Below are 15,692 nucleotides of genomic sequence, written 5' to 3'. Positions count from 1 at the left end.
ATAATAAGGTCTATTTATTATCAGAACAGTTTACGGTATGGCACAAAAAATAAAGACGGTAGTTTAAATGATTCCCTAATTTAAAACCTGATATGCAATAAGGGCCACCACATAGGCAAAAGCACTCATAAATACCAATTGAGCTGCTGGCCATTTCCAACTATTCGTTTCTCGTTTTACAATGGCAAGAGTACTCATACACTGCATGGCAAAGGCATAAAAAAGCAATAGCGATACTCCAGAAGCTAAATTAAATAGCGGTTTTTGGTTCCATGGGTTTACCTCCGCCGCCATCCTGTTTTTAATGGTTTCCTCTTCATCATTACCCACACTGTAAATGGTGGCTAGGGTACCTACAAAAACTTCACGGGCAGCAAAAGAAGTAATCACCGCTATCCCAATTTTCCAATCGTATCCCAATGGTTTTACAATAGGTTCAATGGCTTTACCTGCATAACCAATAAAAGAATGTTCCAATTTATAACTGGCAATTTCCTGGCTCTCTGCTCTATGTTGTAGTGTTAAAGCATGTGCGGCAATAGAATCTTTAATATGGGCAGTTGAAAGGGTAGGATTATTTGTTCTAAGTTCTCCTGTGTAAACTGCAATATGTTCTGTAATTTCTTCTTGGTTGAAAGTAGAAAAACCTTCAGTTTCAATTCTTTTTTTAACAATTTCTTCTGCGTTAATAAAATTGTCAGAAATACCATAGGTTCCCAATACCCATAAAATAATGGAAATTGCTAAAATTATTTTACCTGCGCCGTATACAAAGCTCTTTGTTTTTTCCCATACCGTATAACCTACATTTTTAAGAAGCGGTAATTTATAGCTTGGCATTTCCATGACAAAGAACGTCCTACCTTTAATTTTCATTATTTTGTGCAAGATCATTGCCGAGAAAATTGCCATTCCAAAGCCCATTAGATACAGAAGCATTAAAGTTAACGCTTGGTAGCTTAACCCTAAAAAAGTGCCATCAGGAATGACTAAGGCGATAATAATTAAATAAACGGGTAAGCGTGCAGAGCAGGTGGTAAAAGGCGTAACTAGGATAGTGATAAGGCGTTCTTTCCAGTTTTCAATGGTTCTGGTAGCCATTATGGCCGGTATTGCACAGGCAGTACCTGAAATTAAGGGAACTACACTTTTTCCACTCAGTCCAAATGGGCGCATTAATTTATCCATCAAAAAAACAACCCTACTCATATAGCCACTTTCTTCAAGTAAGGATATAAACAGGAATAAAAAAGCAATTTGTGGTATAAAAATCACAACGCCACCAATACCCGCAATTATTCCTTCGGCGATTAGATCCGTAAATACTCCTGGGGGTAAAGTGTTTTTGGTCCATTCACTTGCTTGTGCAAAGGTCTCATCAATAAAGTCCATTGGATAACTACTCCATTCGTATATCGCTTGAAAAATGGTGAGTAAAATAAAGAAGAAAATAAGGTATCCAAATACTTTATGTGTTAACACCTTGTCTAATGTGGCTCTGAAACCTTTGGCTACATTTAAATCTACCTTGTAGGTTTCCTTAAGGATGTTGTTTATAAATTGATACCTTAAAACCGTCTCCCTATGCTGTAATTTTTTTAATTCTGAATTTGATTTCGTAGAAAAGGAGGTGACATCTTTAATCCTATTCTTCTCTATGGGCATAAAGTTTACATCCTGAGTAATCACCAACCAAAGCTTGTATATTTCTTCTTTAGGGAAGGCTATTTTTAGTTTGTTAAAATAGTCTGGAGCTATGGTTGTGGTATCAATATTAGGTACTACCGATAAGTTTTTATAATCGGCAATTAGCTCTTTTAAATTGGTTATGCCCTCATTCTTACGGGTACTTACTAATGCTATTTTAGTGTTTAGCCTTGCTTCTAGTAAAGGGATGTCTAACGATATACCTTTTCTAATCATACGGTCTGCCATATTTATAACTAAAATAGCAGGTATTTTAAGGTCTTTTATTTGTGTAAATAGGAGTAAATTTCGTTTTAAGTTTTCTACATCACTTACTACTACCGCTACATCTGGGAAATCTTTGTCGTTCTTATTTAAAAGTAATTCTACCACAACACTCTCATCTAAGGAGGTGGTATTAAGGCTATACGTTCCTGGCAAGTCTAAAATATGAGCTTTTACACCCCGAGGAAGTTTACAAATTCCTTCTTTTTTTTCAACGGTAATACCCGGGTAGTTTCCCACTTTTTGTTTTAAACCTGTTAACTGATTAAAAACAGATGTTTTACCGGTATTTGGGTTGCCAATTAAAGCTACATTAATATTCTTGCTCATAGCGAATTGGATTCATCAATTAAATCTAGCTCAATAAGTTTTGCGGTAGACCTTCTTATGGCGATATGGGAACCATTTACGTTAATGTAAATAGGATCTTTAAGTGGGGCAATTTGTATTAATTCGATCACATTACCAGGCAAGCAACCCATTTCTAATAATTTTATGGGCAAAATATCTTCAGTGAAATCCCGTATGATTCCCCTTTGACCTTGTTTTAGCTGTGCGACCGTAATACTCAATTTTTATTTAGATTGATTTTAAGTAAGAGCAAAAGTAATAGAAAAAAGGAAACTAGGAAACCAAAAAATCATAATTATTTTTTTAATCCAATGGAGCAATTAATCGGTGTATGAAGATTTTAGGATTTCAATATCTTGGATTAATTTTTCAATGTCTTCTTCATTGGTGCCATCATAGGTTCCTCTAATGCGTTTTTCTTTATCCACCAAGATAAAATTTTCCGTATGTATCATGCTGTAAGGGTCTATATTGGGATCTGTTTTTACCGCCATATACGATTTTCTCGCTAAGTCGTAAATTTGTTTTTTATCGCCAGTAACCAAATTCCATTTGTTGTCTAGTACTCCTTTTTCCAAGGCGTATTTTTTTAATTGGGCTACGGAGTCAATTTTGGGCGTAACAGAATGGGACAACAACATAACTGCATCGTCGTTTTTGATAATATCTTGAATAGCCACCATATTTTTTGTCATAACAGGGCATATGGTCTGACAGGTTGTAAAGAAAAAATCAGTTACATATATTTTGCCCTCGTAGTCTTTTTGGGTTACTGTTTTTCCGTTTTGGTTGATGAGTGAAAAATCGGCTACGGTGTGGTATTTCTTTTTGTGCAGTAAGGATTGATCTACCAATTCTTCATTAAAATCTACAGGTTGATAAATGGGAAGTTTCTTTTCTGGTTGTAGTGCATTGTAAAAGAGATACAATATAACAGAGGATAGGGCTAAAAGGGCAATACCAAAAATCTTAAACTTACTAAAAAAGGAGCGCATAGTTTTTTTACAAAGGTACAATTGATACCCTAAAGATTCAACACCAACGAATATTAAATAATTCATAAAAAAGTAGGGCTATACTTTTTATCTTTTTGTAAGAGCGCTTAAAAGTGTACTTTTGTGCGTTTTTAAAAACTAAAATAGAGTTAATGGAATTATTTATTCAAATTGCCGAGTTTATATTTATTATATCAGTACTTGTAATTTTACACGAGTTAGGTCACTATATTCCCGCCAAATACTTTAAGACCAAAGTAGAAAAATTTTATTTGTTTTTTGATGTGAAATTTTCGCTTTTCAAAAAGAAGATAGGGGATACCGTTTATGGGATTGGATGGCTGCCACTTGGTGGTTATGTGAAAATTGCGGGTATGATTGATGAAAGTATGGACACTGAGCAATTGAAAAAGGAACCAGAACCTTGGGAGTTTAGAAGCAAGCCAGCGTGGCAACGTTTAATTATTATGTTGGGTGGTGTAACGGTTAACTTTTTTTTAGCTTGGATTATTTATACCATGTTGTTGTTTAACAATGGAGATACATATATACCAGCAGATAGTCTAAAATACGGAGTTTTGGTAGATTCTATTGGAGAGCAGTTAGGAATAAAAACAGGAGATCAAATATTAGCCATTGACGGTAAAAAGAGCAAAAAATTTACGGATGCTGTATTAGATATTATTTTGGGTGATGAGATTACTTTAAATAGAAATGGAGAAGTAATTACGGTTCCCTTAAGTGACGAAGGTAAAAAGGCTGTTTTAAGTGTACAAGGCAAAAACTTTTTAAGATATAGGCAAAAAGAAAAAACTATAGATAGTGTGGTTCCTAATTCTGCTGCAAGCAAAAGTGGACTAGAATATGGGGATGTGATTGTTGCTGTTAATGGAAAAAAAATAACCTATTGGGATGAGTTTACTAGCAAAATAGTAACATCTGCAAACAAGCCCTTGGCTGTTGAAGTACTACGTGACGGACAATCTAAAAACATACAAATAGCGGTGCCTGAAGTTGGTAAAATAGGAGTTTTACCAAATACAGAAGACTTGCGTGTAACAGATGAGTACAGTCTTTTGGCTGCTGTACCTGAAGGTTTTAATAAAACCATTGAAGTTTTAACCAAGCAAATCAAACAATTTAAAGTGCTTTTTGCGCCTAAAACGGAAGCCTATAAGCAAGTAAAAGGTCCAATTGGGATTGTAGATCTAATGCCAAAAGAATGGGACTGGACCTATATCTGGGGCTTTATGGCCATGTTTTCAGTTTGGTTAGCCTTTCTTAATATTCTGCCTATTCCTGCCTTAGATGGCGGGCATGTAATGTTCTTGTTGTATGAAATGATATCTGGGCAAGCGCCAAGTGAAAAAGTTTTAGAAAGAGGACAGATCATTGGATTTGTAATTTTAATGACACTAATGGCCGTTGTTTTTGGTAATGATATCTGGAATATTATAAAGAAATTTATTTAAGTTAATTATTTTATTTGGCGATATAAAAAAAACAATTATATTTGCACCCGCTTAGGGGCTTTTATGCCGCTAAACATTCCTCCTTAGCTCAGTTGGTTAGAGCATCTGACTGTTAATCAGAGGGTCCTTGGTTCGAGCCCAAGAGGGGGAGCAAAACAAACCTTAACTAGCAATAGTTAAGGTTTTTTGCTTTTCAATACTTTCCTAAATGCTGTTATATAGCATTTTAAGAGAAATATGTAATTCGGTTAGAAGCCTATTTGCTCTCTTATCTATAGAAAAAGGGGTGCTATTAGGTACACCCCCCTTTACCATAATGTGGGAAAGGTGTTGCTGAGAGCTTGGACATGGAAGCCTTGTGCTGAATTAAATCTTTAGCAAGGAATATGGGTGTTTTTTCACTTTGGTTTGGGAAGCAGCCTCTGGTTTTAGGGATTCACACCTTTCTTTGTGTTCTCAATAACGAATAATAATAGCTTGCAGCTGCTAGATCTTCTAATGCATGTCCAACCGATTTAAACATCGTAATTTCTTTCTCGTGCAGTCTTCCTTTTTTCTTTTGGGAAGTGAGTTCAAACAAATCGGCTTTGATGTCTGTTTGCTTCAATACGCCACTTTTAAGTGGAATAACGATATCCCCACTTTCTTTTAGTCCACCTTGAAACGTATCTACATATACTTCAGATTTAGTAACCGTTTCATCATCGGCTTCTCGCATATCAACTTTATATGCGCCTACCAAATCCACATGTTGACCGGGTTGCAGGTGTTTTCCAAAAACAAGAGGGGTCTTAGATAGGGTGGCCGTAGAAATAATATCTACGGCAGCAATTTTTTCCTCAATAGTTTTTATCGGTTTAATCTGGAAACTTGCATCTTTAAGTTGTTCACAAAGTGCAACAGCCTTTGCATAATTTCTGCCCCAAACATAAACTGTTTTCAAAGGGCGTACACTAGCATGTGCCAGAATTAAATTGGAAGCTAAGGCCCCTGTGCCAATCATCAATAAGCTGCTAGAATTCTCTTTTGACAAATAGTATGATGCTAGGGCAGATGCCGCCGCAGTTCTTTTTGCAGTTAAACTTTTCGCTTCTAGAAGAGCAAGGATCCCGCCTTTTAACGCATCCAAATAGATATAGACACCCTGTATGGCGGGGAGGTTAAATTGCCCGTTTTTTGGACTTACAGTAGCAATTTTAACTCCTGCATATTTTCCGGGTTTCCAAGCGGGCATTAATAATAACGTTGAATCTTCTTGAACGTCAGGATTGGGAAAATCGTGATGATGCCGCATAGGAACTAAGGTGTCTTGTTCAGAAAATGCAGTTCGCAATGCATCGATTAAACTTGGAAAATGAGTATTCTGCTCAATAAAATGTGCTGGTATTTGAAGTATATTGTCCATATGTTCAAAGTTATCAATTTAAACACATTTTCAAAATAGGAACATAGGTATTGTTCAATTTTAGAATGCGAATATCTTTGTTACTAGATTTCGTTGTTCATTCATTTTGCTTACCGGTTCGCAATACAATTTGTTTGCATTAGAAATAGACATTATTCTAAAAAATATTTTTCTAACGTTGAAAATTAGATGTGTGATATTCGCTGTAGTTAAGGAAGATAAGGGTGTATTGGATTAAAAAAACACTAAATTGCTACAGCTATTCCTTTTTTTAAATTGGGTATAAAATGTAATAATAAACTACAATAACGATGAAAAAATTCAGTCTAGTAGTATTGATTTGTAGTACATTGTCTTTGTTTTCTTGTAAACAGAAAGCAGTTGAAATTGTAAAGCCAAACCTGCTTTTTATTTTTGCTGACGATCAGATGTTCAACAGTATTGGAGCTTTGGAAAATTGTCCGATTAAAACGCCCAACTTAGATCGTTTTAGGCAGAATGGGGTTTCCTTCTCTCGGACCTATAATCAAGGATCTTTTGCTCCTGCGGTCTGCGTGGCTAGTAGAACAATGATGGTTACCGGAGCCTACCTTTGGAAAGCTGCCTCTTTTTCAAAAAAAGGGAATGTTGTTGGCGATCCTAATGCACCCAGTTTAAACCCGAAATATGAAATTCCCTTTAAGAAACCGGAGAAGTATTGGCCACAATACCTAAAGGAGGTTGGTTATGATACCTATATGTCAGGAAAATGGCATGTAGGAGAAGTAGCTCCTAAGGATATTTTTGATTACACCAAAGATATTCGTGGAGGTATGCCAGGTCAAACCAAGCAGCGGTATGCACGTAGTTTTGAGAAAGGAAAGCTCGATACTTGGTCTCCATACGATAAAGAATTAGGAGGTTTCTGGAAGGGAGGAAAACATTGGAGTGAGGTGCTAGCAGATAATGGTATTTCCTTTTTGGAGCAATCTAAATCCAGTAAAAATCCGTTTTTTATGTATCTCGCCTTTAATGCACCACATGACCCTAGGCAGGCACCTAAAAAGTTTGTTGATATGTATCCTGTTGAAGAGATCAAGATCCCTGAAAATTTTATATCAGAATATCCCTATAATGAGTATGCAGGTTCAGGCCGTACCCTAAGAGATGAAAAATTAGCTCCCTTTCCAAGGACGCCATATTCAATACAAGTAAACTTACAAGAATACTACGCCATAATTAGCCATATGGATGAGCAGATCGGGCGAATTTTAGACGCCCTTGAAGCTTCAGGAAAAGCAGATAATACCTATATTTTTTTTACGGCAGACCATGGACTTGCGGTTGGGGATCACGGATTTATGGGAAAACAAAACATGTATGAGAGCAGTATGCGGGTACCGCTGATTATGTCCGGTCCAAATCTACCGAAAGGAAAAACAGTGGATGCCTTTGTCTACTTGCAAGATGTTATGCCCACTACCTTGGAGCTCGCCGGACTTAAAAAACCCGATCAAGTAGATTACCATAGCTTAATGCCATTAGCAACTGGGAATGTAATGAACAGTCATTATCCAGTAATTTACGGGGCATATTTTGGAACTCAAAGGATGTACAGAACAGAAGAATACAAAATGATAGTTTACCCGACCGCGAATATGGTGCGGCTGTATGATATGAAAAAAGATCCCTTAGAAAAGAACGATTTGGCGGTGCATAAGGAAGATTACAGCGCTATTTTAAATACACTAATGGAAGAATATATTATTCTACAAAAACAAATGAATGACCCCGTTGATATTGCGTCTGCATTCCAAAATTTTATGAATGGAGTGGCACCAAAAAAATTACCAATGGAATCTGAAAAATAAAAAAGTAGCAAACCAACACTAACAGCACCTATGAAAAAACTGAAAAACACAGAAAAAATTTACTTTCTACTACTATTTTTATTTGTTTCATTTATATCGTGTAAGGAGAAACAAGCAGCTACTACGGCGACCTTGGAATCAAGCGTTCATTATGATGGTAGTTGGGAGGCTTTACAGGAAATGCCTATCCCTGCTTGGTTCGATGATGGAAAAATTGGACTGTTTATCCATTGGGGTCCCTATAGTGCTATTGGATATAAAAAAGGCGGTAAAGGGTATGCAGAGCACGTACCAAAATTAGTATATGAAGACCCGGAGCATTACTACCCCTATTTAAAGGAACGCTGGGGAGCTGCGCCACCAGATTTTGGGTACAAGGATATTATTCCTGAATTCAAGGCAGAAAAGTGGAATCCTGAAGAATGGGCTTCCCTTTTTGCAGAAGTAGGTGTCCAATATGTGGTACTAACCGCAGAACATCACGATGGTTTTTCTAATTGGGATTCAAAGATTAACCCTTGGAATTCTGTTAATATGGGTCCTAAACGTGATCTTGTTGGAGATTTGGGAAAGGCTGTTCGCAGCCAAGGTTTAAAGTATGCGCCTTCCTACCATCGAGAGAGACATACTGGTTTTTTTGCCAAGGAGAAGTACGTAGTGCATAGCGAGCCTAGACCCGATATTGCCGAAGAAATAAAACGTGTTCCAGAAGCAGCATCCCTTTATGGTCCCTTTAACTATAGTAAGGAATTTGTAGATGATTATGTGGCACGCTGGAAAGAAATACAAGAGCAGTACCAACCCGATTTTCTTTGGATTGATGATGTACCTATTTTTACCCGTGACGGGAATAATCCTAAAACAGGGTTTAAACCTGAAATACAATATTTCTTTGATCAATACCGTGGTATGATTACCGATTTTATGAATAATGGATCGGATAGGAGTCAAGAAGTTTATGTAAATAATAAGGGGGCCAATCGCAACTGGCCAGATGGTGTTGGGTGTTTGGAAAAGGACAATCTTAAACTTTCGGTTATTGGTCCCAAATGGCAAAGTTGTACCACTTTTGGTACTTCTTTTGGGTATTTAGAGAACGACACTTATAAAACAGTACAAAATGTAATAATAGAAATGGTAGAGGTGGTGTCTCGTAACGGTAACTTTCTTATCAATATTGGGCCAAGGGCAGACGGAACCATTCCGGAAGAACAAGTTATGCGACTGCGTGAAATGGGTAATTGGTTAAAAATTAATGGGGATGGTATTTATGGCACCCGATACTGGAAAGAAAATCACCAAGAAAAAGGTCATTTGGCATTTACTACCAAAGGTAAATCCCTTTATGCAATCGCTTTAGAAGAGCCAAAGGAAACTATTCTAATTGAGGCAACCAAAGGGTGGACAGCAACAAGTGTTAAATCTATTTCACTTCTTGGTTCGGATAACAAAGTTGAATGGGAGGTAACAGCAAATGGACTTGCAATTACACCTCCATCCAATTTAGGTAAGAGTAGATATGCTTGGACCTTTAGAATTATAACAGATCAAGAACAACATGCTCCAAATGTTATTCAAAAAGATGCCACCAAAGCGTTTAAGGGGACAAAAAAAGTAGATTTGGAGGGCCATGTTAAATCGGATTAATTGTGCCAATTTTTAACTTGTAAAAAACAGGAAAAGTGGTAGTTCTGTTTCTGAGAATTGCTAATTTATAGATGGGGAATAAAAAGTAAATGCTAAGAATCTCTAAGGTCAATTTAGTGCCTTCTTAGGTTTCCTTGGTATGGAACCGCTTAATATATCCTTCAATTTAATGATCTGTAAGAAGAAATATACTTGTAAAACTTTGATTTTTGACGTTAATTAATTGTTTTAAATATAACTGACTGTTATTTAATTGATTACTATAACGTTGTAGACTACATTTTAGGTAGGAAAAGGAAAGTATTAACATATTTTTTTTGGAAATGAGCGTTATAAATGTATGTTATAGGTAAACAATTTCACATGAAGATTATACAAGTCAAAAGAAAAAGCAAAGTAGAAAAGAGATATACCAAGAATATGGGACAACTTGCGGCTAGAGTAACTTACGTTAAGAAATACGTTTTGGGTATACCAATTATAACGCTGCATAAATACAGAGAAACATATTACGGAGAAGTAAAAGATTGTGAAGATTGCGAACTGTTTATTTAATACAAACAAAAAACTCAGAGCCTAGGCTCTGAGTTTTTTGTTTGATATATTTTTAGTGCTACTTTATAACTAAAGTTCCTTCTGTATTCCATTTCGTTACATTCGCAATTTTGCTGTTTTCAAAATCTACTTCTTGGAGTATAGCATTTTTCCAAAAGAACCATGTTCCTGTTTTTTGTCCCAATGCGTAATTACCTTGTGCAATTTTTTTCCCTTCATCGTTATACATTTTCCATTCCCCATCTAATTTTCCATTTAGGAAATGACCAACTTGGGCTATTTCCCCATTCTCATGAAAATAAGTTGCCTTTACTTTGTTGGCTGCTTTTTCAAAAATGGGTTTAACTGCTTGAGCATTTGCGATGGCTATAGAGAATATAAATGCGAATATAAGTGCTATGTTTTTCATATGAATTGTAGGTTCTAATTTTGTTGTTTGAAAATATTTCTACTATAAAAATAACATTATTTTACAATAAAAACACAATTAATTAACATTAAATTTACATTGAAGCTATATTTACTTGAAAAATAGGCTTTTATGCCTTTGTTATTTTATGGCATTATGGTCAGCGAATAAAAAACTAAATCGATATTTGTCCTAATACTAAACAATACTTCTTAAATTTGGGGTTTTAAATTAAAGAATAAATGTACAGAAGTCATAATTGTGGGGAATTAAACGCAGCTCATATCAACACGGAGGTAACCCTTTCTGGATGGGTGCAAAAATCTAGAGATAAAGGTTTTATTGTTTGGGTAGATTTACGTGATCGCTACGGTATAACGCAGTTGGTTTTTGATGAAGAGCGAACTAGTAAGGAAATGATGGAGCGCGCCCAGAAATTAGGGCGAGAATTTGTTATTCAGGTAAAAGGGAAGGTAATCGAAAGAACTTCTAAAAATGCCAATATGCCAACGGGAGAAATTGAAATATTAGTATCCGAACTAATTATTCTAAACAAAGCAATGCTACCGCCATTTACCATTGAAGATGACACTGATGGTGGAGAAGATTTACGCATGAAATATCGCTACCTGGATATTCGTAGAAACCCGGTTAAAAACAATCTTATTTTTAGGAGTAAAGTTTCAATGGCAGTAAGAAGCTTTTTAGCTTCTAATGGATTTATAGAAGTTGAAACGCCATATTTAATAAAATCGACCCCGGAAGGAGCCAGAGATTTTGTGGTGCCTAGTAGAATGAACGAAGGTCAGTTTTATGCCTTGCCACAATCGCCACAAACGTTTAAGCAATTGCTTATGGTTGGTGGTATGGATAAGTACTTTCAAATCGTTAAATGTTTTAGAGATGAAGATTTGCGAGCAGATCGCCAACCAGAATTTACGCAAATAGATTGCGAAATGGCCTTTGTGGAACAAGAAGATATCCTGACTATTTTTGAAGAGTTAACTCGTCATTTGTTAAAGGAAATCAACGGAGTTGAGGTAGCTAAATTCCCTCGAATGTTATTTGATGATGCAATGCGTTTGTATGGTAATGATAAACCAGACATTAGATTTGGAATGGAATTTGGCGAACTAAACGATATTGCACAACACAAGGATTTTGGCGTCTTTAATTCTGCAGAACTCGTAATTGGTATTGCCGTTCCTGGAGCTAATGCATATACAAGAAAAGAAATAGATAAATTAATAGATTGGGTAAAGCGTCCGCAAGTAGGTGCTTTGGGTATGATTTACGCTCGTTGTAATGATGATGGCTCGTATAAATCTTCTGTAGATAAGTTTTACGATCAGGATGATCTGGCTCAGTGGGCAGCCCGAACCGGCGCAAAACCAGGAGATTTGATATGTGTACTCTCTGGTCCTACAACAAAAGTACGTGCACAGTTAAGTGCGCTACGTATGGAGTTAGCAGAGCGATTAGGTTTGCGTAAGGCAAACGAATTTGCACCATTATGGGTTATAGATTTTCCATTGTTAGAGCTAGATGAAGAAACAGGGCATTACCACGCAATGCACCACCCATTTACATCGCCAAAACCAGGGCAACTAGCGCTATTGGACACAGATCCTGGAGCGGTTAAAGCGAATGCTTACGATTTAGTCTTAAATGGCAATGAAATTGGTGGAGGATCTATTCGGATTCACGATAAAGAAACACAAGCCACCATGTTTAAGCATTTGGGCTTTACGGCAGAAGAAGCCAAAGAACAATTTGGATTTTTAATGGATGCTTTTCAATACGGTGCGCCACCTCATGGTGGTCTAGCGTTTGGATTAGATAGATTGGTTGCAATCTTAGGCGGACAAGAAACGATAAGGGATTTTATTGCATTTCCAAAAAACAACAGAGGTAGAGATGTGATGATAGATGCTCCTGCATCGCTAGATAAAGAGCAGTTAGACGAATTAAAGTTACAGATTGTAATAAATAACTAAAAATATTTAAACGCCAGCTAATGTCTAATAGAAAATTGCTTAAACGAATTTTAGTTTGGAGAGCAAAGCACATTACAAATAGGCAATTTATTTATATTCTTAGTGTAATTGTAGGGATAACATCTGGTATTGGTGCTGTATTGCTAAAAAACGCTACGCATTTTATTCAACATGCATTAGAAGGTAAATTGGTGGCAAATTACCATCATGCGTTTTATTTTTTATCGCCCATAGTGGGGTTTTTCTTGGTTTACCTTTGTGTAAAGTATATTATTAGAAACAAGGTAAGTCACGGAATACCATCTACCTTATATGCTATTGCTAAGCGTAAAGGGTTTATGAAAAGATACCAAATGTTTGGGTCATTAATTACGGCTCCTATTACTGTTGGCTTTGGGGGTTCTGTTGGGTTAGAGGGGCCAACTGTGGCAACCGGAGCAGCCATAAGTTCAAACATATCTCGGTTTTTTCATTTAGACCAAACTACGCGTAATTTATTAATCAGTTGTGCGGCGGCTGGGGCGCTTTCTTCAATTTTTAAAGCACCTATAGCTGCCATAATTTTTGCTATAGAAGTTTTTAGTCTAGACCTTACTATTGCCTCAATGTTGCCATTACTGTTGGCCTCTTTATCGGCAATTATTACCTCTTATTTTTTCTTCGGTGATGATGTGTTGCTTCCGTTTAAAATAGAAGACAAGTTTATTATTTCTGATGTGCCTTTTTATATGGCTTTGGGAGTCGTTTCTGCATTAGTATCAATGTATTATACAGAAGTTTATGATCGTATTCAACAATTTTTTGATAGGATTAAATCACCGCTAAAGCGCGTTCTTATAGGAGGTGTTTCTATAGGTGTTTTAGTGTATTTTATACCGCCGCTTTATGGAGAAGGTTTTGATGTTATTAACCATCTTATAGCTGGACATCCGGAAAAAGCACTAGTAAATAATTCGCTGCATTTGAACTTAGATAATGTATGGGTAGTTATTTCGCTACTAGGCGGATTGGTCTTTTTTAAGGTCATTGCAGGTGCTTTAACCTTTGGAGCTGGTGGTGTTGGTGGTATTTTTGCGCCAACTTTATTTATGGGGAGTATAATGGGTAATTGTTTTGCTAAAATAATTAATAACAGTGGCTTGGTGCAAGATCCAGTTTCAGAGAGTAATTTTACCTTAATAGGTATGGCAGGTTTAATGGCTGGAGTGTTACATGCACCACTTACTGCTATATTTCTTATAGCAGAAGTTACAGGTGGTTACGAGCTTTTCGTTCCACTTATGATAACCGCAACATTATCTTTTGGTATTACTAAATATTTTTATCCACACTCTGTATATACGATGGAGCTAGGTCGTAAAGGAGAATTGCTAACGCATGATAAAGATCACGCAGTACTTACGCTGATGGATTTAGATTCCGTAATTGAGACTAATTTTATTCCGTTAAAGAAAAAAATGACATTAGGGGATGTGGTACATAGTGCCGTTGTAAAGTCTAATCGAAATATTTTTCCGGTTTTAGATAAAAAAGGTCAAGTTTTAGTAGGGATTTTACTTTTAGATGATATAAGAGATGTGATGTTTAAACAAGAGCTTTACCAAACTTTAGAAGTAGCAGATTTTATGCGAACTGTGCCAGATGTAATTGTTTATGAAAAGGATAATGTTCAGGCTGTAATGAATAAATTTCAGCTTTCTGGTGCGTGGAATTTACCAATTGTCAAGGAAGGTAAGTATATCGGATTTGTGTCTAAATCTAAATTATTAACCGCATACAGACGTAAATTAATAGATTTTACAAAATAAATAACAGATGAAATATAGTAGTGGAATTGTAGCACTGGTAGCTACCGCTTTAATTATTTATGGATTTGTAATCATGGCAGATAACGAACCCTTGGCGCATAAGTATATTGGTCTGGGAACTGTGGGGATCTTTTTTATTGCGATGCCAATTTTTTTAATAAAAGTAAGTAAAGGCAAGAAGATGAAAAATTATATGTTGAACGAAGAAAATATTAAAAAAATGCAAGGGAAAAGTACTGAAAGTACTGAGGATCAATAATGTTGCCCGGATTTTTTTAGTTCAATTTACATTCCTCTAATCAAAAAATATTATATTTGAGTATTATTTATTTTTAATATTATTCGAATGACCGGAACAGTAAAATTTTATAATGAATCTAAAGGTTATGGGTTTATTACGAACGACGAAACAGGAAAAGACATTTTTGTTCATGCTACAGCATTGAACGGAACGGAGTTAAACGAAGGAGACAAAGTAGAATACGTTGAAGAGGAAGGAAGAAAAGGTGTGGTTGCTGGCCAAGTGCAAGTGATCTAAATGATGTGTTTATTTTGAAAGCATTAGAGGTCGTTTGAAAAGCAATTTTCAAGCGATTTTTTTTTTTTTTGGTGTTATTGACTGTAAGTTCAAATGACTTCAGAAGCATTGGCAAGTACATTGTTCTCTTTGATTACGGGTATGGCCAACAATCTGATTTACAAATAGTTAGTTTAAATTTCTTTTTTGAATAAAAAATCGTTTTAGTAGTTCGGCGGCTTCGTTTTCCATTAGACCACCAATAATTGCTGTTTTTGGATGTAGTTTGGTCTCCATAACACCACAGCCTCTTTTGTGGTCTTTGGCAGCATAAACAATCTTAGAAATCTGACTCCAATACAAAGCTCCAGCACACATTTGGCATGGCTCTAAGGTTACATAAAGGGTGCAATTGTCTAAATATTTGCCACCTAAAAAGTTTGCGGCAGATGTAATGGCTTGCATTTCTGCATGCGCAGTCACGTCATTTAATCGCTCGGTTAAATTGTGAGTCCTAGCAATGATTCTGTCGTTAATTACGATCACAGCTCCCACCGGTACTTCTCCTTTGGTAAAAGCGATTTCGGCCTCTTCCAGGGCTTTTTTCATAAAATAATTGTCGTCAAAAGGTTTTAGCATAGGTCAAAAATATAAAAATACTTTCTGGTTTTATCATCGTAATCTGATAAACCTAATTTTATGTGAAATCGTGTGG

13 protein-coding genes and 1 tRNA gene are annotated in these 15,692 nt (G+C 36.1%); 8 read left to right on the top strand and 6 right to left on the bottom strand.

Annotated features, from left to right (window positions below; genetic code table 11):
• Positions 1–75 precede the first annotated feature (75 nt).
• The 3 genes from feoB to MWU65_RS01165 all read right to left on the bottom strand — a co-directional run bounded on the left by feoB (position 76) and on the right by MWU65_RS01165 (position 3,317).
• Positions 76–2,301: a ferrous iron transport protein B gene (gene feoB / locus MWU65_RS01175; protein WP_247075027.1), complete on the bottom strand. Its 2,226-nt coding sequence runs from the start codon at positions 2,299–2,301 to the stop codon at positions 76–78.
• The gene (locus MWU65_RS01170) at positions 2,298–2,543 is read right to left on the bottom strand and encodes a FeoA family protein (protein ID WP_247075025.1); all 246 of its coding nucleotides are present in this window, start codon (positions 2,541–2,543) and stop codon (positions 2,298–2,300) included. Before MWU65_RS01170 ends, feoB begins: the two co-directional genes overlap by 4 nt.
• Positions 2,544–2,642: 99 nt before the next feature.
• Positions 2,643–3,317, bottom strand: a complete 675-nt coding sequence (locus MWU65_RS01165; RefSeq protein ID WP_247075380.1) for an SCO family protein — start codon at positions 3,315–3,317, stop codon at positions 2,643–2,645.
• A gap of 152 nt (positions 3,318–3,469) precedes the next feature.
• On the opposite strand from MWU65_RS01165, the gene rseP reads away from it, so the two are divergent.
• Entirely contained in the window at positions 3,470–4,789 is a 1,320-nt protein-coding gene (gene rseP, locus MWU65_RS01160; RefSeq protein ID WP_247075024.1) for an RIP metalloprotease RseP, read from the top strand.
• 77 nt (positions 4,790–4,866) lie between these two features.
• A tRNA-Asn gene (locus MWU65_RS01155) sits at positions 4,867–4,940 on the top strand.
• Positions 4,941–5,225: 285 nt separating this feature from the next.
• Here MWU65_RS01155 and MWU65_RS01150 read toward each other — a convergent pair.
• The gene (locus MWU65_RS01150) at positions 5,226–6,194 is read right to left on the bottom strand and encodes an ornithine cyclodeaminase family protein (RefSeq protein ID WP_247075020.1); all 969 of its coding nucleotides are present in this window, start codon (positions 6,192–6,194) and stop codon (positions 5,226–5,228) included.
• 311 nt (positions 6,195–6,505) lie between these two features.
• Here MWU65_RS01150 and MWU65_RS01145 point away from each other — a divergent pair, with 311 nt between their 5' ends.
• Together MWU65_RS01145 and MWU65_RS01140 are read left to right on the top strand one after the other, a co-directional pair.
• On the top strand, positions 6,506–8,044 hold the full coding sequence (locus MWU65_RS01145; RefSeq protein ID WP_247075019.1) for a sulfatase-like hydrolase/transferase: 1,539 nt from the start codon (positions 6,506–6,508) through the stop codon (positions 8,042–8,044).
• A gap of 30 nt (positions 8,045–8,074) precedes the next feature.
• Positions 8,075–9,691: an alpha-L-fucosidase gene (locus MWU65_RS01140; protein WP_247075015.1), complete on the top strand. Its 1,617-nt coding sequence runs from the start codon at positions 8,075–8,077 to the stop codon at positions 9,689–9,691.
• A 613-nt stretch (positions 9,692–10,304) separates the two neighbouring features.
• On the opposite strand, the gene MWU65_RS01130 is transcribed toward MWU65_RS01140, so the two are convergent.
• A complete protein-coding gene (locus tag MWU65_RS01130; RefSeq protein ID WP_247075013.1) occupies positions 10,305–10,655 on the bottom strand; it encodes a nicotinic acid mononucleotide adenyltransferase in 351 nt (116 codons plus the stop codon).
• Positions 10,656–10,897: 242 nt separating this feature from the next.
• Between MWU65_RS01130 and aspS the strand changes: the two genes are divergently transcribed.
• The 4 genes from aspS (at position 10,898) to MWU65_RS01110 (ending at position 14,998) form a co-directional block, all read left to right on the top strand.
• The gene (gene aspS, locus MWU65_RS01125; protein WP_247075012.1) at positions 10,898–12,652 is read left to right on the top strand and encodes an aspartate--tRNA ligase; all 1,755 of its coding nucleotides are present in this window, start codon (positions 10,898–10,900) and stop codon (positions 12,650–12,652) included.
• A 20-nt stretch (positions 12,653–12,672) separates the two neighbouring features.
• Positions 12,673–14,460, top strand: a complete 1,788-nt coding sequence (locus MWU65_RS01120; protein WP_247075011.1) for a chloride channel protein — start codon at positions 12,673–12,675, stop codon at positions 14,458–14,460.
• 7 nt (positions 14,461–14,467) lie between these two features.
• Positions 14,468–14,719: a hypothetical protein gene (locus MWU65_RS01115; protein ID WP_247075007.1), complete on the top strand. Its 252-nt coding sequence runs from the start codon at positions 14,468–14,470 to the stop codon at positions 14,717–14,719.
• A gap of 87 nt (positions 14,720–14,806) precedes the next feature.
• Positions 14,807–14,998, top strand: a complete 192-nt coding sequence (locus tag MWU65_RS01110) for a cold-shock protein (protein WP_247075006.1) — start codon at positions 14,807–14,809, stop codon at positions 14,996–14,998.
• Positions 14,999–15,166: 168 nt separating this feature from the next.
• Here MWU65_RS01110 and MWU65_RS01105 read toward each other — a convergent pair whose 3' ends face one another.
• Positions 15,167–15,616 carry a nucleoside deaminase gene (locus MWU65_RS01105; protein ID WP_247075005.1) on the bottom strand — a complete coding sequence of 150 codons (450 nt, stop codon included), beginning with the start codon at positions 15,614–15,616 and terminating at the stop codon, positions 15,167–15,169.
• Positions 15,617–15,692 lie beyond the last annotated feature (76 nt).

It is taken from the genome of Cellulophaga sp. F20128 (genome assembly GCF_023015805.1).
In the GTDB taxonomy this organism is placed as follows: Bacteria; Bacteroidota; Bacteroidia; order Flavobacteriales; family Flavobacteriaceae; genus Cellulophaga.
The sequence above is the reverse complement of the archived record's forward strand: the minus strand, read 5'-3'. Positions and strand labels throughout refer to the sequence as shown.

Coding starts and splice junctions, on each gene's coding strand:
- MWU65_RS01120 (WP_247075011.1), top strand. CDS start 12,673: ATGTCTAATAGAAAATTGCTTAAACGAATTTTAGTTTGGAGAGCAAAG.
- MWU65_RS01105 (WP_247075005.1), bottom strand. CDS start 15,616: ATGCTAAAACCTTTTGACGACAATTATTTTATGAAAAAAGCCCTGGAA.
- MWU65_RS01140 (WP_247075015.1), top strand. CDS start 8,075: ATGAAAAAACTGAAAAACACAGAAAAAATTTACTTTCTACTACTATTT.
- MWU65_RS01150 (WP_247075020.1), bottom strand. CDS start 6,194: ATGGACAATATACTTCAAATACCAGCACATTTTATTGAGCAGAATACT.
- feoB (WP_247075027.1), bottom strand. CDS start 2,301: ATGAGCAAGAATATTAATGTAGCTTTAATTGGCAACCCAAATACCGGT.
- MWU65_RS01110 (WP_247075006.1), top strand. CDS start 14,807: ATGACCGGAACAGTAAAATTTTATAATGAATCTAAAGGTTATGGGTTT.
- rseP (WP_247075024.1), top strand. CDS start 3,470: ATGGAATTATTTATTCAAATTGCCGAGTTTATATTTATTATATCAGTA.
- MWU65_RS01130 (WP_247075013.1), bottom strand. CDS start 10,655: ATGAAAAACATAGCACTTATATTCGCATTTATATTCTCTATAGCCATC.
- MWU65_RS01115 (WP_247075007.1), top strand. CDS start 14,468: ATGAAATATAGTAGTGGAATTGTAGCACTGGTAGCTACCGCTTTAATT.
- MWU65_RS01145 (WP_247075019.1), top strand. CDS start 6,506: ATGAAAAAATTCAGTCTAGTAGTATTGATTTGTAGTACATTGTCTTTG.
- MWU65_RS01165 (WP_247075380.1), bottom strand. CDS start 3,317: ATGCGCTCCTTTTTTAGTAAGTTTAAGATTTTTGGTATTGCCCTTTTA.
- aspS (WP_247075012.1), top strand. CDS start 10,898: ATGTACAGAAGTCATAATTGTGGGGAATTAAACGCAGCTCATATCAAC.